Annotated in this window: 22 protein-coding genes; 11 read left to right on the top strand and 11 right to left on the bottom strand. The window is 61.2% G+C overall.

All coding sequences use genetic code 11. The features are described 5' to 3' along the window. Positions 1-48 precede the first annotated feature (48 nt). Positions 49-462 carry a FadR/GntR family transcriptional regulator gene (locus CIC12_RS11965; RefSeq protein ID WP_342030533.1) on the bottom strand — a complete coding sequence of 138 codons (414 nt, stop codon included), beginning with the start codon at positions 460-462 and terminating at the stop codon, positions 49-51. A gap of 139 nt (positions 463-601) precedes the next feature. Here CIC12_RS11965 and CIC12_RS11960 point away from each other — a divergent pair, with 139 nt between their 5' ends. After that, a complete protein-coding gene (locus tag CIC12_RS11960) occupies positions 602-910 on the top strand; it encodes a hypothetical protein (protein WP_238812549.1) in 309 nt (102 codons plus the stop codon). 238 nt (positions 911-1,148) lie between these two features. On the opposite strand, the gene CIC12_RS11955 is transcribed toward CIC12_RS11960, so the two are convergent. Further along, the gene (locus tag CIC12_RS11955) at positions 1,149-2,318 is read right to left on the bottom strand and encodes a zinc-dependent alcohol dehydrogenase (protein WP_168664318.1); all 1,170 of its coding nucleotides are present in this window, start codon (positions 2,316-2,318) and stop codon (positions 1,149-1,151) included. Positions 2,319-2,626: 308 nt separating this feature from the next. Between CIC12_RS11955 and CIC12_RS11950 the strand changes: the two genes are divergently transcribed. Continuing rightward, positions 2,627-3,157: a CinA family protein gene (locus CIC12_RS11950; RefSeq protein ID WP_168664317.1), complete on the top strand. Its 531-nt coding sequence runs from the start codon at positions 2,627-2,629 to the stop codon at positions 3,155-3,157. Positions 3,158-3,622: 465 nt separating this feature from the next. Here CIC12_RS11950 and CIC12_RS11945 read toward each other — a convergent pair whose 3' ends face one another. The 5 genes from CIC12_RS11945 to CIC12_RS11925 form a co-directional block, all read right to left on the bottom strand. After that, the gene (locus CIC12_RS11945) at positions 3,623-3,802 is read right to left on the bottom strand and encodes a DUF2934 domain-containing protein (RefSeq protein WP_168664316.1); all 180 of its coding nucleotides are present in this window, start codon (positions 3,800-3,802) and stop codon (positions 3,623-3,625) included. Positions 3,803-4,450: 648 nt separating this feature from the next. Further along, entirely contained in the window at positions 4,451-4,948 is a 498-nt protein-coding gene (locus tag CIC12_RS11940) for a YciE/YciF ferroxidase family protein (protein ID WP_168664315.1), read from the bottom strand. Positions 4,949-4,997: 49 nt separating this feature from the next. Continuing rightward, positions 4,998-5,873 carry a manganese catalase family protein gene (locus tag CIC12_RS11935; RefSeq protein WP_168664314.1) on the bottom strand — a complete coding sequence of 292 codons (876 nt, stop codon included), beginning with the start codon at positions 5,871-5,873 and terminating at the stop codon, positions 4,998-5,000. A 224-nt stretch (positions 5,874-6,097) separates the two neighbouring features. Then, positions 6,098-6,826, bottom strand: a complete 729-nt coding sequence (locus CIC12_RS11930) for a hypothetical protein (RefSeq protein WP_168664313.1) — start codon at positions 6,824-6,826, stop codon at positions 6,098-6,100. Between the two features lie 396 nt (positions 6,827-7,222). Beyond that, positions 7,223-7,771 (bottom strand): DUF4142 domain-containing protein, encoded by a 549-nt coding sequence (locus tag CIC12_RS11925; RefSeq protein WP_168664312.1) that lies wholly within the window; start codon positions 7,769-7,771, stop codon positions 7,223-7,225. A 561-nt stretch (positions 7,772-8,332) separates the two neighbouring features. Between CIC12_RS11925 and CIC12_RS11920 the strand changes: the two genes are divergently transcribed. Together CIC12_RS11920 and CIC12_RS11915 are read left to right on the top strand one after the other, a co-directional pair. Then, positions 8,333-8,773, top strand: a complete 441-nt coding sequence (locus tag CIC12_RS11920) for an Hsp20/alpha crystallin family protein (RefSeq protein WP_168664311.1) — start codon at positions 8,333-8,335, stop codon at positions 8,771-8,773. Positions 8,774-8,785: 12 nt separating this feature from the next. Continuing rightward, positions 8,786-9,193, top strand: a complete 408-nt coding sequence (locus CIC12_RS11915; protein WP_168664310.1) for an Hsp20/alpha crystallin family protein — start codon at positions 8,786-8,788, stop codon at positions 9,191-9,193. Positions 9,194-9,388: 195 nt separating this feature from the next. Here the strand turns inward: CIC12_RS11915 and CIC12_RS11910 are convergent, their stop codons facing one another. Continuing rightward, positions 9,389-10,018 (bottom strand): hypothetical protein, encoded by a 630-nt coding sequence (locus CIC12_RS11910; protein WP_342030532.1) that lies wholly within the window; start codon positions 10,016-10,018, stop codon positions 9,389-9,391. Positions 10,019-10,281: 263 nt separating this feature from the next. Further along, positions 10,282-10,500 carry a DUF2795 domain-containing protein gene (locus tag CIC12_RS11905; protein WP_168664308.1) on the bottom strand — a complete coding sequence of 73 codons (219 nt, stop codon included), beginning with the start codon at positions 10,498-10,500 and terminating at the stop codon, positions 10,282-10,284. A 206-nt stretch (positions 10,501-10,706) separates the two neighbouring features. Here CIC12_RS11905 and CIC12_RS11900 point away from each other — a divergent pair, with 206 nt between their 5' ends. Next, complete coding sequence (locus CIC12_RS11900; RefSeq protein WP_168664307.1) at positions 10,707-10,922, top strand: hypothetical protein; 216 nt, start codon at positions 10,707-10,709, stop codon at positions 10,920-10,922. A 612-nt stretch (positions 10,923-11,534) separates the two neighbouring features. Here CIC12_RS11900 and CIC12_RS11890 read toward each other — a convergent pair. Beyond that, the gene (locus CIC12_RS11890; protein ID WP_168664305.1) at positions 11,535-12,449 is read right to left on the bottom strand and encodes a formate/nitrite transporter family protein; all 915 of its coding nucleotides are present in this window, start codon (positions 12,447-12,449) and stop codon (positions 11,535-11,537) included. A 163-nt stretch (positions 12,450-12,612) separates the two neighbouring features. Here CIC12_RS11890 and CIC12_RS11885 point away from each other — a divergent pair, with 163 nt between their 5' ends. Then, a complete protein-coding gene (locus CIC12_RS11885) occupies positions 12,613-13,212 on the top strand; it encodes a hemerythrin domain-containing protein (protein ID WP_168664304.1) in 600 nt (199 codons plus the stop codon). A 578-nt stretch (positions 13,213-13,790) separates the two neighbouring features. Further along, a complete protein-coding gene (locus tag CIC12_RS33070; RefSeq protein ID WP_238812547.1) occupies positions 13,791-14,072 on the top strand; it encodes a hypothetical protein in 282 nt (93 codons plus the stop codon). Between the two features lie 837 nt (positions 14,073-14,909). Here CIC12_RS33070 and CIC12_RS11880 read toward each other — a convergent pair. Further along, positions 14,910-15,293: a hypothetical protein gene (locus tag CIC12_RS11880; protein WP_168664303.1), complete on the bottom strand. Its 384-nt coding sequence runs from the start codon at positions 15,291-15,293 to the stop codon at positions 14,910-14,912. A 243-nt stretch (positions 15,294-15,536) separates the two neighbouring features. Here CIC12_RS11880 and CIC12_RS11875 point away from each other — a divergent pair, with 243 nt between their 5' ends. From CIC12_RS11875 to CIC12_RS11860, 4 genes are all read left to right on the top strand, one after another. Continuing rightward, a complete protein-coding gene (locus CIC12_RS11875) occupies positions 15,537-15,977 on the top strand; it encodes an Hsp20/alpha crystallin family protein (RefSeq protein ID WP_168664302.1) in 441 nt (146 codons plus the stop codon). A 28-nt stretch (positions 15,978-16,005) separates the two neighbouring features. After that, positions 16,006-16,413 carry an Hsp20/alpha crystallin family protein gene (locus CIC12_RS11870; RefSeq protein WP_168664301.1) on the top strand — a complete coding sequence of 136 codons (408 nt, stop codon included), beginning with the start codon at positions 16,006-16,008 and terminating at the stop codon, positions 16,411-16,413. A 476-nt stretch (positions 16,414-16,889) separates the two neighbouring features. Next, a complete protein-coding gene (locus CIC12_RS33065; RefSeq protein ID WP_238812545.1) occupies positions 16,890-17,906 on the top strand; it encodes a PadR family transcriptional regulator in 1,017 nt (338 codons plus the stop codon). Positions 17,907-17,999: 93 nt separating this feature from the next. Continuing rightward, the coding region (locus tag CIC12_RS11860; protein ID WP_174772021.1) for a siderophore-interacting protein at positions 18,000-18,213 on the top strand (214 nt) is incomplete at its 3' end.

Here is an 18,213-nt window from a genome sequence, read left to right as displayed (position 1 = left end):
CCGTGCTATTGCCCGTTCACGGCAATCGTCACACGCCTGCCTGTATTGCTACGACTGCTCGACTGCGTTCCGGTAGCGCGAGTGGACATTGTCCAGATGAGCTTTCATTGCAGAGGTCGCCTTTGAAACTTTGCGTGCCTCGATGGCATCCACGATTTCCCGGCGTTCGCTCAGCGCAAACTCGCTCGCACTAATGCCAAAGTCGTTTGCGAATTGCGACGCGACTCCCATGATCGTCTCCATCATCAAAACGAGCAGGGAATTCTGGCTGCACTCAGCCAGAATGATGTGAAATTCGGCTGCCGCAGCGAGGCTACCCGTCAGATCGCCAGCTTCCTGTTTTCGCTCGACCCGTGTCAGATTTTCACGCAACTTCTCAAGATCAAGCGGGGTACGGCGCTCGCATGCGGCGCGTGCCACCACGTCTCCCATCCATAGTCGTACTTCCGATATTTCACTCACCTGACCGCCGCGCAAGCGCAAAACAACGATTGCACTCAACCCACCGAAACAGCATGCGCGGGAACAGGCGATGCTGCACTGTCGAACGTGAAGCTACGCGGCCCGTCATCGCCGCCCGACAGCGGCGGTCGAGCCGAAGATGACACAAGCTCAGCACTCCACCCATATGACGCGTAGCAGCCAATTGGAGCGTCCCTTTATGCAGGAAATCCATGTCCACCGCGGTTTCCATATCACCGTTCTCGTCGAGGACGACCCCGCTGGCGGGTCCTCGGTGACCACGCGGATAGACCGCGCCGAAGTGAATGCAGCCGCGCGAGCCGAGTGGACTGCGCCGCGCCTTGCACGCTCGCCCCTGCGCGGCAAAGCGGCCATCGGCGCAGCGGTCGACGACGCACGCCATGCAATCGATTCCGCGTTGGGTGAGAAAGGCGTGCTGGAAGAGTGAGCCTGCAGAAACCCCATCCTGCGCGCCGAGTAGGGTACCGCCGCACGTCGCGCATGCTGGCGGCCCTATTCGCGCGCGACGGTAAGCGCTCGAACCTTTGCCGGTGGCGCCTCTTTCACGTCAGATTTCGGTATGGCCCGTTTGACAGGGCTTTTATAGCACCTTACCGATGACGGGTTACGACAGTGCCTCCGCGATCACCTTCGCGGCTTGTTCACGCGGGCAGAGGCGCTACGCACTATGGCTTCAACACCACCTTGATGCAGCTATCTTCCTTGTCGCGGAACACCTTGTACATATCAGGGCCTTTTTCCAGCGGCACGTTGTGCGTGATGACAAATGACGGATCGATCTGCCCTTCCACAATGCGTCGCAACAGATCGTCGGTCCAACGGTTCACATGAGTCTGTCCCATCCTGAAGGTCAGCCCCTTGTTCATCGCCGCGCCGAACGGAATCTTGTCGATCAATCCACCGTAGACGCCTGGAATGGACAGAATGCCTGCGGGACGACAGACGTAAATCATCTCCCGCAACACATGAGGCCGATCCGTCTCAAGCATCACGGCCTGTTTGGCGCGATCATAAATCGCGTCAAACGACCGCGTTGCGTGCGATTCCATACCGACAGCGTCAATACATTTTTCGGGACCCTTTCCTTGAGTAAGTTCTTTCAAACGGTCGAGCACACTTTCGTCGTCGAAATTGATGGTAATTGCGCCGGCGCTGCGCGCCATTTCCAGGCGCTCCGGTACCCGGTCGATGCAGATCACCTGCTTTGCGCCCAGCAGGATTGCGCTTCGTATCGTAAATTGCCCCACCGGACCCGCTCCCCAAATGGCAACCGTGTCGGTGGGTTCAATGTCGCATTGAACCGCTGCCTGCCAACCCGTTGGGAAGATATCGCCGAGAAACAGCACCTGCTCGTCCGTCAAGCCGTCTGGAATCTTGACCGGCGTAAAGTCTGCAAAGGGAACCCGCACGTACTCTGCCTGGCCTCCAGGATAACCTCCGGTGAGATGCGAATAGCCAAACAGGCCGGCCGTGCTGTGGCCGAACACCTTGTCGGCCATTTCCTTGTTCCGGTTCGAGCGCTCGCAAACTGAAAAGTAACCCCGGCGGCATTGATCACATTCGCCACACGCTATCGTGAACGGCACGACAACCCGGTCGCCCACCTTCAGACGCTTGTTATCGGCGCCAACCTCCATCACTTCGCCCATGAACTCATGCCCCAGGATGTCGCCCGATTTCATACTCGGCATGAATCCGTCGAACAGGTGAAGATCAGAGCCGCAGATCGCACAGCTCGATACCTTGATGATGGCATCTCGTGGATGCTCGATGGCCGGGTCCGGGACGTTATCGACGCGGACATCTTTCTTGCCGTGCCAGCAAAGGGCTCTCATTTGTCGCTCCAAGGTGGGGTTACCCGTCGAACGGGAAAAGGCGATGACGGTCTCATGGCGTCTGGGTCAGTACCCCCGCGTTGCGCGCAAGGACGGGGTGCGCTGGACTGGTGTGACTGCAAGGCCCAGTTACAGCAAACGATACGGAGCAACGCGTGTGCCGCAAGCCGGCCCAATCCTGTTTCACCTTTCGCCGTCGCACGTGCCGGCGGTTCACAACGCCAGAGGAGCGTGTGCAGCATGCTTGCTGTACCCGCGGACCGGTCCTTGCTGCTCCCCTCACGTAGCCGGGCCACTGGAGACAAGCCATGAATATTCCCATGCAAACCGTGTCGTTCCTGACGTCGCGAGGTCTTAAACTGGCGACTGCCGAATCCTGCACCGGTGGCCAGATTGCGTCCTACCTCGCGAGCGTGCCGGGCAGCGGCGCGTGCCTCGACGTCGGCTTCGTGAGTTACTCGCCATCGGGCAAAATCGGCTTCCTCGGTGTCAAGGAAGCGACGATGGAAGCGTATGGCCTGACGAGCGAGGCTGTCGCCCGCGAGATGGCGGAAGGCGCGCTGTGCCAGGAAGGCTGCTGCGCCGATGTAGCCGTGTCCAACACCGGTCTCGCTGACGCCGCCCCTGAGGGCGGTCCGCCTGCAGGTACCCAGTGCTTCGCCTGGTCGTTCCGGACCCGCACCGGCGAACTGCTCACGTTCACTGAAACGCGGCTCTTTCCGGGCGACAGAAACGACGTGCGTTCGGCGGCCGCGCTGTACGCGCTGTCGCGCATCGAGCATTACTTCGATCAACTCCCGCGCGCGCAGCGGGAACAATCTCGGCGAATTTCGCCATGACGCTGCCATCTTCTACCGAAAGAAATGTCTGGCAGCAGCCGTCATTCGCACACTCGCGCGTTGCCCCGATTTCGACGTCGACAAAGCGCGCGAACAGCGCATCGTTTTCCTTTGCGGCTATCTCGTCTCGCGGGGGCTTCGCACTTATGTGCTGGGCATTAGCGGCGAGCGGCTTTGCACGCGCGGCTCCGAAACGAAGTTCGCGCTGTCCGCGTGCCCTACGGCATTCAGCGCGACGACGAGGATGCCGCTGTAGCGCTATGGGTCGTGCGCCCTGACGAGACGCTCACGGTCTCACCCCATTTAGACAATGATCCGTCATAAGCGCACTCTGCCGGTGTCATAGATTTTCCAGGAGCCGTCATCGACGAACTATGAGGCACTGGGGCGCTGGCCCATTCTCCTCCCAGGTCCGTTCCGGGTGTCGCCACGGCGGTGCGCGGCTAGACTGGCGAGTTGCCCGCTTCATCGCCGTCGGTTGCACCGGGGATTGTCTTTGCGACCGTCCGCCTCAACAATTTCCGCTTCGACCAAACTCCTCGCCCTTTTCCAGTACTCATCCGCACAACCTTCCATGCTGCCGTCTTCCTGCCACAATTCATACGCCTTGGCCCGGATACGCTGTTCTATCGTGTCTGCTCGCATCAAGGACTCCTTCGTCGCCGATCTCCGCACCCACAAGCGGGTGGACCGCTCGCCGCTAAGGGGTCCGCTGTCTTCGAGCGATGCGCGGTGGGACCGGCAAGGCGAATTGCTGGCTGCAAGGCATCCGCTTCTCCACTAAAAGCCATTGCGTTTCGCTCGCCCGCGCGCCGCAAGCATGCCGATAACGAGTCCCGCGAGCACTCCGAAAGTTACGCCCGTCCAGGGACTTCGGTGAAGCCGTTCATCGGTTGCTCCATAGACAACGCGACAGCGTGCCCTGGCGATGTCTTCGGCGTCCGCCAATAATCGTTTGACCTGGCCGAGGCTCGGCATGGAGGCGACCACGGGCTGTCGCCTGTCAACTGGATGAAGATGGCCGCCCGCGCCTTTCGATCCCGGCACGGATGGTTGCGCAATTACTACAGGGCCGCATTGCACACGCTCATCCGACGATCGTCTTTCCGGCTTAGGCGTCCCGATGATTTTTTCGGGGTTCCCAGGCGGCGGCGGGTTGCCGCTACCGTCCGGTCGATTGTCGTTCATGACACCTCCGTTGCAAAACTTGCCTCATCGCTACGGCAACTGAACGGACATCTGCGTTTACCGAGGAATGCCGCCGACGTCCGGGACCCCGGCGGCGTTTCTTCCCTACCCCGCTTTCGCTTTCACGTTAGCGGCCTTTTCCGCGAACGCCGTGAGCTTGAGATCCGTTGCTTTTTCTTCCTCAAGCGTTTCCTTCAACAACTTGACGCCTTCGGTCAATCCAAGCTGCTTGCCGATTGCGCAGAGACTGCCATACGCTGCAATCTCATAGTGTTCGACTTTTTGCGCCGCTGCAACGAGCCCCGCATCGAGAACCGGCCCTTTCTCAATTTCGTCTATCAGTTCGTCGCCTTCCTCGATAAGGCCCTCCATGGCGACGCATTTCATTCGCTTGAGCTTGATGCCGGAGATCTCCACCACCTGATCGATCCGTTCGACCTGCCCTTGCGTTTCTTCCAGGTGCGTCTTGAAAGCATCACTCAATTCCGGGTCCGACGCAGCGCGGGACAATTTTGCCAATGCCTTCGTCAGCTGTTTCTCGGCGCTGTAAATATCGGACAGCATGTGGATAAACAGATCGTCCACGGTTTTACGTTGTGCCATGTCTATGCTCCTTTTAAGGGAAAGTTATCGCTCTGCGGTTAAACATCCATTACGTCGTCTGCTGGCCGGCGCCGAGATCTGCGCCCGTGACCGGATCGGTACTCACGTCAGAGGCGGTGCGCGACGCCATTGCGCTAAGGACCTCGATCTCTTCGGGCGAAACGTTGACCGTCGCACGTCCGTCGCCACCATCCACCGCCGGTTGGGGGGCCTCGACGAACTCCCATTCCGGGCCCTCGTTCCACGGACCGCGCGGTGCGTCATCACCCGTCGACATGTTGTAATAGACGTTGGTGAATGAGGGAACGCCCGGAATTTTTCCCTGCGGAAAGTTAGGCTGGATGGAATGCAGCGCCTTTTCGAACGACTTCTGATGCGCGATTTCCCGGGTCATCAGAAAGCCGAGCGCCTCCTGGATGCCGGGGTCGTCGGTGACGTTGATCAGGCGCTCGTAGACGATCTTCGCACGCGCCTCCGCCGCGATGTTCGAGCGGAGGTCTGCGGTCGGCTCGCCGATTGTATCGATGTACGCGGCGGTCCACGGGACACCGGCAGAATTGGTCAGGGCAGGGCCGCCGCCATACAGCAATGCTGTCGTATGCGAGTCGTTGCCCCCGCCGGTCAGGGAGCGATAGAGCTCCGCCTCCTGTTCGACGCCTTCGGCCAATTGACCTTTGGCGCCTTTGTTGAGCATCGCGACAATCGAACCGATCACCTCGAGATGGCTCAGTTCCTCGGTCGCAATGTCGAACAGCATGTCGCGGCGGCCCGGATCGTCTTCCGCGACGGCCTGGGTGAAGTACCGGCACGCCGCCGCCAATTCTCCCTGCGGTCCGCCAAACTGCTCGAGCAGCAAGTTGGCCAGTCCCGGATTCGGAGCTGTGACGCGAACGGTGTATTGCAATCTTTTGTTGTGCACAAACATGGGAATCTCCTTTGAATGAGCGGGCTATACGACGCCGTGAACAAGGGGCCCGACCGATGGGCGCGCGGTACGGGACAGATGGCTGTAGCGCTTGCGAGCAGCGGATGACACTTGCGCTGTCCAAGCTTCGGACCCCTGCAGATCGACATGCCGCGACGGACCCAGCGGTCATGCCAACTTCGCACACGTCGTGCCTGATGGTGGCGCCTCTTCGTTGTCACCGCCTAGCCGATGGGGCGACCGGTGCGGACAGTTTGCGTAGTCCGTGTACCCACCCCGCTGGCCGATCCTCCAGTCTCCTCCAGCGGGGGTTGATGACGGAAACCTGCTCCGCCTGAAACGATCGAGATGATCGCGCCCACGACCAGCGCCGCGAAAGAAAACCAGCTCGCTCGAGCCACGAATTTAGACGCAGCTTCAGCGGCCTGACGTTCGTCCTGCCCAGCCTGTGGACTTGACGCTTCGGCCGCCGCCGACGCGAGTGCGCCTTGTACTTGCTGCTGTGCAGACCCAAGCAGATTCCCGGTTGCGGAACGTGTCTGTTCATTTGCGCCGTTGGCAGTAGCGGCTCCCACCTGGGCCCCAGTCGCCGCGACGCTCCCCGCCGCGCTCACGGCTCCGCTGATAAAGGCTGTCATCCCATACACGACCAGCAGGATCATCACCGCCCAGGAAAGCAGTCCGTGAAGCCAGCCAAGAACAGGAGCGCAGCGGCCGGAGAAATATGAGCCGACAAAAACGGCAACAACGGTCGTGATAATCATCCATGCGCCCGATCCAAATCCAAACCCGCGCAATGGGTCAGGTCGGCTCATCGGCGCGAGCAGTGAAGTGCCGATTGCCGTGCCGAGCACGCTCATCACCAGATAGACGACGAGAGAAAGAATGACTCCGGCTATAACCGCTCCCCACGACACGCGGGGCAATCCTTCCTGGGTTGCAAGTAGTCGCATGACAGCCTCCTTGTTTGCTCCCGAATAGAGAGCGCGTTACCAACATCAAATGTGAGATGCCACTGCCCCTCTTCCTGTCGCTTGCCGTGGCAATGCGGCGCCGCAAGCCGCATGCCTTTGCCGGGAAATCGCGAACGCAGACGCATCGCGCCAGGCAGGGAATAGCGATAGAAAGGATCACCCGCTCTATACTTGCCACCCTGCAATTCCGGCTCGCCGCTTCGTGTCGCCACGGCGGGCGCGCCTAGCCGCTCGCTTCCGGTCAAAGTGAGCAATCAGCGCGTCGCCATACTTCCCAGTGCACATCGAGAGGTACGTCGCCAATAGCGAGCGCTGGACTTCACGGCGTGCCTGAGTCGCGAGGCGTGCTGAAAACAACCATCATCACGCGCTGGATCACTGGGACACGCCTTTCTTCGCGGCCAGGTCTTGCGCCATCCTGTAATGCTCCTTGATGGTCGGCAGCGCCTTTTGAGCCGCTTTTTTCAGATCCGCATTCTGTCCGTCGGAGATTTGCTTTTCGAACGCTGCAATGGCCTTCTGATGTCCTTCCAGCCCCACTTTCTGGATGTATGCCTGATCGAAGCTCTTTCCCTTTAGCGGCTTCAGTGAATTCAGGAGCTCAGTGTCGGAGTTATCCTTCGGTACCTCGACACCATGAGGAGCCGCCATCTTCAATTGCACGGTCAGCTTCGTGTGGTCCATCATCATGTGGCGAGCGAATGACTTAACATCTTTGTCGCTTGAATTGCTCATCGCGAGCTTTCCCGCATCGATTTCGGTCGATGAGGACATGCTCGCTGCCTGGACAAAATCCTTGTCCATTTGTCCAAGCGGATTCGCGGCCGTGGTTGAAGCAGCTTCTGTCTGCGCGCTTGCGCTGCCCGGAAGGATGCACAAACATGCACATGCACATGCGGTTGCGACGACTGTCAGGTTCTTCATGTCTTTCCTCGCTTGAGTTGGCTATCGGGCGGCGGCTGTTGCGCAACATCTGCTCCGCGTCTGAGCGACAGCAACCCGTATGCCGCGAGTCGCGCTCCGGCCTCAACAAGCTGTCGCGACTGCCAAGGCACTCGAGAACCAGATGGCGTAGCGCTCTGCACATCCCTCTCCCCGCACCCAGCACAGGAATGCGCTGAAGCAAAACTGGGAAGCCTGTTGTCGGTGCCGGGACCTGATGCGCCGTGGCAGTCGGAAAGCCGCGTGTCGTGCACAGCCTGACGCGATGTTTTCCTTGAGTGATCGACTCCGTGTCAATCCCATAACGGTCTCTTCACGTTAAAACGGTCCGCGGCTTTTTATGGGCGCCAGCGTGGTTTTCAAGGGCCCAAAAAATCCTTCCTGGGACCCTTGAAAATCTTCCCAGGCCTACTATTTTTGAATCGCCCGGGCAGCGGTCTGCGCCGTCTGCGGTACTGCCCGGTTCAACCATTTTGTCCACGGTACGGCACACGAAGGCATGCATGACGTCTTCCTGTCTACCGTCAGAGGAGAAAATCGAGCATGAGCGACCTTTACTTTGCCAACGACCTCTTCGGCGAACTGGACCGTCTGCAGAGGCGAATGACCAGCCTGTCCAGAGCCTTCCCTTCGAGCCTGCGTTCGAGCAGGGCGGGCGCATTTCCGCCCATCAACATCGGCGTGACGGATGAGTCGATCGAGATCGTGGCGTTTGCGCCCGGCCTGAACGCTTCGAAGCTCGACATTTCGATCGACAAGGGGCTGCTGACGATAGCCGGCGAGCGCGAAGCTACGCCAGCACCCACTGGCGAGGGCGTGCGACAGTACGCCCAGGAGCGGTTCAAGGGCTCATTCCGGCGCGTTATCGAATTGCCCCCGCAGGCCGACCCCGACAACGTGCAAGCGCGTTATGTCGACGGCTGTCTACGGGTCTGCGTCGGCAAGCGCGAAACATCGCGGCCGCGTTCCGTAACCGTTCAGTGATGAGGTGACACCATGAGCGATACCACTCAGATTGCCCAGCGCGAAGGCCAGGACCTCACGCGTCAACCTGCTGACGACGCTTCCCGCAGGTTGACCATCAGCCCGGCGGTGGACGTGTTCGAAGACAGCCACGCCATCACGCTCTGGGCAGATTTGCCAGGCGTCTCGCGGGAGAAGCTCGACATCAAGGTGCACGACGGTAACCTGTCCATCGAAGGCGAGTCCGTCGTTCAGGTCGTACCTGATCTCAGACTGTCACACGCCGAGGTGCCAGCTCCGTACTTCCAGCGACGCTTTACCATTAGCGAGGACTTCGACACGTCGAAGATCGAAGCAATCCTGAAAGACGGCGTGCTCAAACTCACCATTCCACGGCGCGAAGAATCCCGGCCGCGCCGTATCGAGGTGAGCGCCGGCTGAGCGAAAGGCGAAGGGTGAGCAAGGGCAGCGCCGTCGTGCGTTGCCCGCTGGCGATGCGGCGGCTCGAGTCGCCGCCCGATGCGCATGAGCCGCCGAAGCTGCGTAGCCGCAATCCGCTGTCCGCGAAAAGGGGGGTGTGTTGCGCAAGCCGCAGATTCATGCGCGTCTTATGCTGACCATCGAAAGGCAGCGTCGTCAGGACGGCAACATCGTGCCGCCCGCTCTCAACCTCTCGCCCATCACCCGCCGAGCTTTCCGTGTAAAAGATTGCAGCAGGGTCGGGGTACACATGTCGCGTGGCATCTCAAAGTCCGCGAGAGCCGCGCCGCGCATTTGCGCCGGTGCGCGTGGAAAGCCACTTCGATCGCTATAGTCGGCGACGGCTTGCGCGGCGCTTGCCGCCGACGCCGCTTTGCCAAGTCCATTCGCAGCATATACGTCGAGTGCGGCCACGCACGCCACATTCGCGGCTGCAGTCAGAGCGCGACGCCGGTTTTTTTCGTTTCGCCTCGATCCCGTCGCAAGCGTGCCAAGATCGATCGCGTCGCCGCCGACGCGCGCCCACAGGAACGACGCGGGATTGCGCGAAGTGAGAATGCCGACCCCGCATGCGAGTTCGCGTAGTCCGTACAGCCGCACTACGCCCGTACGCGTGTCGACACCGGCCATCCGCGCGACGGCGCGCGGCGCGACCAGTTGGCCAATGCCAAGCGCGATGCTGAACCAACCGAGGGCGTGCGCGACCTTCATGTGCTGCACCGTGGCGCCAGACGAACCGCGAACGGTTGTCTGACTGGATTCGAAATGAGCGGAACGAGATTTCACTTGGACCTCCATCGAAGGACTGCCCGGTAGACATGCCTGACTCGCGCCTGGCAGGTTGGGTCCGCGGGATCGGGTCAAGCGGCTTCACCGCTTGAGCACAACCTTGCTGCGCATTGGTATGTTTTTACTGTTCGAACTTCGCTTTGATCCTGCTGAATTCGCGTGGGTAATTGCGAACGCAGCGCCTGCTAAAAAATGGCGCTCGTTGAACCGGTTACGTTGTGCCGGTCGAAGCACTCGCGCGCTTCGACCCGCCACCTCCCCTACTCTTCCTGGCCAAGTCCCTTTGAGACTTCGGCGGGACTGCCGTACTCCTGCTCAGGCAAAGCGTCGATCGCCTGCAGGACATCGTCATCCGCGCCGTTGCTTGCCGCGGTTTCGCGAAGACTGGTCTTGTCGGCGGGATACGAAGCGCCTTTCAGCGATTTCTGGACGTCGACGAACTTACGGATCGGGCCACCGTCGGACTTTGAAGTTGCCATTTGAACCTCCCATAGATAACCGCCTGGCCAGCAGTTGCGCAGCATCCGTCGTTCCAGGAGCGCGGCTATTCGGCGATTGCTCCGGGGCGGCTCGTTGGCGCGGGCTGATGACGACTGCAGCGCACCGCCTGCGCATATGAGTGAATGGGAGTGGGCCTAATGGTTGCTGGGAGTGAGGTGCATCTTTCCCCCTCAAGGAGTTTCCCATGACCACCCAATCGCAGAAACCTGCCGACGACGCATCGCAGACAGACGAGTCAGACCAGGCAGACCAGCCGGACGAACAAGGCACGTTCAAGACGGACGTATCGGAGACGGACGACGAAGGCACGACCGTGCGCGAAGCCAACGTCCGTGAGAGCGATCTTGCGGAAACCGATTCGTCAAAACCCGGCAACGCGGAAGGCGGCGACAAGGCGTGATGCAACGGCGCACCCCGCGTGAGACCAGTTGTCAAACCGCCGCACGCGCGGTTCAGCACTCGCGTACTGGCAAGCACCGCGTGTTACCCCGTGTTGAAGCTCGCGAACCGGTCAGTGGTGCGACTCGTTCGCGAGCTCATCCCGGCAGTCCACTGGGCGGCTCGACTCCTCACACAATCGCCGCGCCGCATAAGGCCTTTACCTTCAGTCGCAGGAGATGCAATGAAACGTACCCTCAACTCCCGGCTTCGCGCGTGCGCATTGATGATGGCTGTGGTCGCCATGTGCGCGGCTTGCAAACCAGCCGGCAAGGCGGCCGGCGGGGCTAATGCGGATTCTGCGGCCAGCAGCTCGGCATCCGCCGCAAGCCAGTAATCCGCATGCGTAAGGCTGCTTAGCCGCCTGCCCGTGCACAGGACGGGCCGTCCGCGCCTCGCCATGGGATCTGCGCGGTGCGCCAATTCGTTGGGGCAGCGCATAGGCAGTGACGTAGTCACCCAGCGTGGTGCCGAACGCGCGTGATCCCGGAAAGAAAGGCAGCGAACGTCCGGTGATCCCACGGCTTTTCGGACGCCACCGCAACGACGCCTGGAGCCCTGTCGCGTTGTCATTTCACCGGTTGTTATTGATCTCAGGTGCAATCGCTGCATGGTTGAGCAACGCGACCAGTGACGTTCCACCGATGACATTGCCCGCCAGCGTCGGCAGGAGGAAGTACGCAAAGTAGTCGTACGCCGACGCGTCGCCAGCGAGACAGGCGTACGCGACTTCGGTCGATCCCGCGATGATATGCGACAGGCGAGCCAGCGCCACGACGTACGTGATCAGCACCACGGTCAGCAGACGGCCGGACCGCGCGCTCGGCAGTAACCACACCATGAGCGCGATCAGCCACCCCGCGAGGATCGAGCGGACGAACGTCGGACCGGGCGTCTGCGATCCCACGGCCATGCCGGCGACATGACGCAACGCCTCGACCACGTCAGCCGAAAACACCCCGGGGATGTGTAGCATCGCGGCGAATATCCAGGTACTTACAAGATTGCAGAGCAGGACAATGACCCACAAGCGTAAAGCTTTGAGCAAGGTCGGCGTGTCGCGTCTTGTCAGCACGGGAAGCACCACGGTCAACGTACTTTCCGTGAACAGCTGCTGGCGCCCCATTATCACCAGCACGAAGCCAACGGTGTAACCGAAACTGGCAACCAGGTGGCGCGACGGCGTGTCGGGAAGCCCCGCTTCCAGGATGGCTTGCGTGAGAAACGAAAATCCCATCGACAACCCGGCCGCCAGCGATGACCACATCAACGCGCCCACGGTCCGCTCTAGCGCCGCTTCGCCTTCTTCCCGGACTATTTCGTGCAATACCAATGCATGCGGCGACGCATGACTTGCCGCCTGATCCTGTTGACCCTCGTTCAGATGCGGTGAGTCGGCGCCCGCGTCCGCCGCATGCGCGGGCGACAGCGCATCCGCCGACGCGCGGCTACTTTCAGAACTTTGTGCATCGAGTTGCTCTCGCGACATGGAAGTGACCTCACCGGCCTGGCTGCGTCTTCAGCAGACGCAACATGAAGCGTGCCTGCTCGCCTTCTACCCGGGCATGCCCTCTGCTCGCAACGAGTCAACGCCGAGGCAATGTAGCACCTCATTCGTGTATCTCATCAGAATGCCAGTTGCGGAGGATCCAATGCCTGAACGTCATTCATCAATGTCTCCAACCGTTACATCAATGATCCGGCTGGATCACATGCATGTACTTGCAGCTTTTCATCGCTACCACGCCGATAGCTCGTGGTGGCGCAAGCGCGCCATCGTCAATTCGACATGCGACGCGCTGGAAATCCACGCGCAACTGGAAGAAGAAATCTTCTACCCGGCGCTCGCCACGGCCCTCCCTGATGACCCAACGCTAGTCAAGAGCCGGCCCGAACATGACGAGATGCGGGCCACAATCGCGAGGCTGCGCGGCATGGGACCAGAGAATGCCGCTTACGATGGCCTTTTCCAGCAGCTAATGCGGGAAGTCATCCATCACGTCGCGGACGAGGAAACGATACTGCTGCCGGCCGCCGAGCGCGCTCTCGCGACCGAGCTGCGCTCTCTTGGCACAACAATGACGCAGCGTCGGCTTCAGTTGCTCAAAGAGCGTCCGGCCGAAATTGCTGTCAATACCGCCGGCACGTTTCCCGTCGCGACGTTTCTACTCGGCTCCGCGCTGGTTCTTGCCGTCAGGTATTGCCTTCCGAAGTCGCACCGACGCCAATGGGATCATTCAAGAGACGACTGAATCGGGGAGGCCTCTGCACGGCGCCGTCGGCTTTTTGTCTGCAGCGTGACCCCGTCGCGTTCGCCGAGCCCGTGGGCGCATGTCATCTTCGCCGACGAACAGAACCATCCTCGATCCCTGCACGCCGCTGAAGCGATCGTCGAGTCCGTAGATCTTCGTGTTGACTGGCTGTCGGTGCGCAGCGTCATGAGGCGCAGTGCCAGGTTCGCCTTCGGGCATATCCGGGTCTTCGCCGAGAGCGTTCGGCACGAAGAACTCAGCCTTTCCGCTCTTCACTCTTCCACTGGCGTTCGCAGGCCGACAGGGAAAGGTGAAGTCCGCCGGGTTGCCACATACGGTGTTGAATCGTGGAAGATCGCCGGGTACGTTTTCGCGATCTCATCGCGGGACAGCGAATAGTCATTGCGCCATGCCTCCCGTTCGCGCAGCGAATCGAACGCGATGAAAAACTGTACGACGCTTCAAGATTCACGCACGGAATGGTCGTTGCGTACAAAAGTTCAAGGTGTATGCGTAGGACCCGGCACATACGCCAATCCCTGGCGGCAGGACGGATGCGTGGCGCTGGCATGCGATAAATGGTGAGCCTCATGACGACAGAACCTGACGCAGACCGGTTCGCCTTGATGATTGGCCTCACGGTGAAATGCACATCGCCATCGGCAGGCGCGCAAGCCGATCGCCTGATCCGGCGAGCCGACCGCGTCTGCGTTCTGACCGCGCAATGCATCAATCTGCTGGAAACGAGGTATCGGCTATATGCCCGATCGGCAGGCGCGGTATCGCAGTTGGCCTACTGCGTCGCAGATATCTACGGGGTCGACACCGTGTATGTCTCGCCCCTCGACCTGATATCGTAAATCCCAGCTAACGTGGTACACCTCGTCACCGAAAAAAATGCCATCTGCACCCGGGAAAGCTTGCACCGGTGTTGGTCCGCTTGTCAGTTCACCCCAGACAGGGAGCACAGCGACGCCGTGTAATTTCGCCGTGTAAGAGTCGTAACTTATGCATTTCAACCGACGACGGTCGTGATTGCATGCATCCCTCGTGTACGCTCAATCCCCCGGGAGTGACGATGCGCAGCCATTGAGAGGGATTGCCGACGGGGAGAGATGCCGACGAAAAGCCCTGGGCACATACCCGCCTCGAGCTCGCCCCCCACCGATTGCCGTACCTTCCATAATCGCCGTGGACGCCAAACGGTCTCCTCGGTCCCGTCCGGAAGAGACGAGCCGCGTTGTGTCGGTTCGCAGCCACCGCAAACCACATGAGGCAGCCAGCGCAGTGTCGCCATCGCACGACGAAAACGTGCGTGCGATACGACGCTTGAGAACCACGTCGATGCGCTCGCCAGAGCGCTTTCCGGCATTGCGCCGGACCGGCCGCATACCAGCGGTCAACTGTCGGAAATGGCAGAGCGCGCGGCAGAGGCCTGGACTTGAACGGCGGTATGCCCCTTGCTCGACCGGATTGTCCCTCCGGGGACCTTCAGGTGTTGAAGTTGCCGCCCTGCCCAAGGGCGGCTTTTTTCCCGCTTCAAGTCCGCTCCGAGCGTGGTGCACCGCGGACCGTAAGCTGGAAAATTGGCTGGCGCTGAGCTGATGTTTCTTCGAAACCGTCGAGAAGGAGGCTGCGGGCACAGACTCGGATAGCGCTGGACCTGCCGTCAAGTTTGTCCAGGCCCGCCTCAACGGTTACTGGATCGGTGGCACCACGCCAAGCTTTTCGGCCAACATCCGCTCGTAGACACCGAAGTGCAGATCGACCTCTTCCTGCGTGACCACCGTCACGAAAATATTGATCTGCTCGGGCTGCAGACCCAGGACCGTCGCGATTGCCGCTCCGATGTGCCGTGCGCATAGCCGGTCCTCGGCGAACGTGGTGCCGACAGCGATCTCATAAGCGGATTCCTGCCGGAATACCACCTCGACCAGCCGCGCACGTGCGCTCATGTTGCTGTCGATCGCCAGCCGGATGACCTCGACGGCCGTGCGCAGGGTCTCGGTCGGGAAACCCTTTGTTGAACGCAACCTGATCCGATGCCGGCCAAGGGTCAGCCAATCGTATTCGAATTCCATGGTGTCCTCGCATGGTCAGTTAGGGGCGTCGTCAAGATAAGATGCGGCCGCCCGAATTCAAGAGCATAAAGTCGCGATTCGCCCTTGAAATTTGCGCGCGGGATACTATCCTGATTTCGCTCAGGCAGACGCGCCAGCAGTCTGGCGCGCTGCGTGTTTCGATTTGTTTGCTCGCAGCACGGCAGACGGACTGGAGCGCGTAGGCCGGTTCGTCTTCCTGCTGGTTTAAAGGAGGAAATGACCATGAGCGATCTCTACTTCGGAACCGACCTGTTCAGCGAGCTCGACCGTCTGCAGCGGCAGGTGGCGAGCCTCTTCGGCGGTTTCCCGGCCAACATCCGTTCCGGGCGCTCCGGCGCGTTCCCGCAGGTCAACATTGGCTCGACCGACGACTCGATCGAGGTCGTCGCGTTCGCTCCGGGTGTCGATCCCGCAAACCTCGATGTATCGATCGACAAGGGGCTGCTGAGCATCAGCGGGGAACGCGGGCCGGCGCGCCCGGAAGCCAAAGAAGACGTGCGTACCTATGCGCAGGAGCGGTTCGTCGGCGCTTTCCGGCGCGTCATCGAACTGCCGCAGCACGCCGACCCCGACAAGGTCACTGCGCAGTACAGCAACGGCTGCCTGACCGTGAGCATCGGCAAGCGGGAGACGTCAAAGCCGCGGGCCGTCACCGTGCAATAAAACCCTTCGCAGAACTGAGGAGGACATCATGAACGACACGACAGAACTTGCCACGAGAGATGAAACGGCGGTGGCCCGCCGCGAAGACGAGCAGTCTCAACGCCGGATCACGCTGACGCCGCCCGTGGACATCTTCGAGGATAGCCAGGGCGTCACCCTATGGGCAGATTTGCCCGGAGTCACAAGGGACCGGCTCGAAGTGCAGGTACACGATGGCAACCTGTACATTGAGGCCGAGGCGGTGGTACCCACGCCGGCGGGGCTGCGCGTGCGGCACGCGGAGATCCGTCAGCCTCACTTCGCGCGGGCGTTCTCTCTCGGGGCCGACTTCGACGCATCGAAAATCGATGCAAACCTCAAGGACGGCGTGATGAAGCTGACGATACCGCGCCGCGACGAAGCGCGGCCGCGTCGGATCGAAGTGCGTACAAGCTGAAGCCGGCACGCGGATAGCAACGAAAAGAAGTCAGGTGGCGGTCATTTCGCCGCCACCTGACGATTGCGGAGGCCGGGCTACCGAACGTCATACAGGATGCAGCCGCGGATACACGGTCAGGATAAAGCGCGAGGCCGTGCCGGCCGACCGGGGTACACGGCACGATGCGCCGCTGTGGCTCGCCGGCGCGCAAGCGCAGCGCCACCGCTGCCCCCTGCGGCGGGGCCAGTCACCAGCAGCGTGTTCGCGCTGCGGATCGCGGGGCGGCCACGCGATCGGCCCAAAGTCGCCGGCCGAAAATTCCACGACGCGGCGCAGCGATTGCCATCCGGTTTGCCGACCAGACGGTATCTGAACGGCCGTCTTCCGTTTGCCGCATTCTTGTTGTCTCCCCCGAAGGGCAAAAAAAGTTTGACAGACTATCTTAAGATATATATCTTAAGATACATCTTTAGACATCTACGGGAGCGCCTCGAATGCGACATCCACATCGTTTTTCCCATCCGCGCAGCGCGGCCGGCGGCTTCGACGCAAGCCCCGAACGTACGGCGTTCCGTGAACTCTGGCATGCGTTCATCCGCGATCAGGCGCAGCGAGGCGAGCGCGGCGGCGCCGGGTTCGAACGCCGTCACGGCGGACGTGGCGACTGGCATGCGCATAGCAACGCGCAGGGTCGGGGCGAGCGCCACGACTTCTCGAGGGAGGAAGCTGGCCGGCGTGGTGAACGCGGTGAGCGTGGCCCTCGCGGTGAACGCAAGTTTCACGGCCACACAGCCGGCCACCCCGGCCGCCGCGAACCCCACGCCGATGCACGCGAGCACGGCCCGCACGGCCGCCGCCTCTCGCCGCAAGCGCTGCTGTGGCACGCAATCGGCCGTCATCAGGACCCGCGCGGCGGTGGTCGTGGCGGGCGCTTCGGCGGCGGCCCGGGCGGCTTCGGCGGCGACGGCGAAGGCTTTCCGCGCGGTCGCAAATTCAGTTCGGACGATTTGCAATTGTTGTTGCTGTCGATGATCGACGCCCAGCCGAGTCACGGCTATGAACTGATCAAGGCGCTCGAAATGCGCTCGAACGGCTTCTACAGTCCGAGCCCCGGCATGGTCTATCCGGCGCTCACGTATCTGGAAGAACTCGGCTACGTCACCGTGCAACTCGAAGGCAACCGCAAGCGCTACGAACTGGCGCACATGGGCCGCGACTATCTGGCCGCCAATCGCGAGCGGGTCGAATTGATGCTGGCGAAGCTGACTCACATCGCCCGCAAGATGGATTCGGTGCGCCGCGCCTTGGCCGGCGAAGAACCCGCCGACATCAGCGAAGGCGGCTGGCTTCCCGAGCTGAACGAAGCGCGCCGCACACTGAAGCATGCCCTGCTGCGCCGTGACAACGTCCCGGCCGACGAGCAACGCCGTATCGCCGCGATCCTGATGCGTGCGGCAAGAGAAATCGAAGGCGCCGGTAGCGAAAGCAGCGGCGGCGAAGCCGCCGTCTGAGATCACGCGGTCTGCTGCTTGCGAGTCCGCGCGCAAGCAGCGCTTCTGCGCGGCCGCTCCGCGCGAACCAAACCCAACAGGAGCCCCACCCTCATGCTGAGCAATGACAATCGACCCGACCTGACCGTGCAGCGTGTGCGCCATCCGCTGAAGTTCCGTTTGCTGCAGGTCAAGCAGGTGCGCGCGCTGACCCCACACCTGATTCGCGTGACCTTCACGGGCGACGATCTGCACGACTTCGTCTCCGCTTCGTTCGACGACCACATCAAGGTGTTTTTCCCCGAGCCCGGCTCGGACAAACCGACGC

The sequence above is a fragment of the Paraburkholderia sp. SG-MS1 genome (assembly GCF_012275575.1).
Lineage (GTDB): Bacteria > Pseudomonadota > Gammaproteobacteria > Burkholderiales > Burkholderiaceae > Paraburkholderia.
The sequence above is the reverse complement of the archived record's forward strand: the minus strand, read 5'-3'. Positions and strand labels throughout refer to the sequence as shown.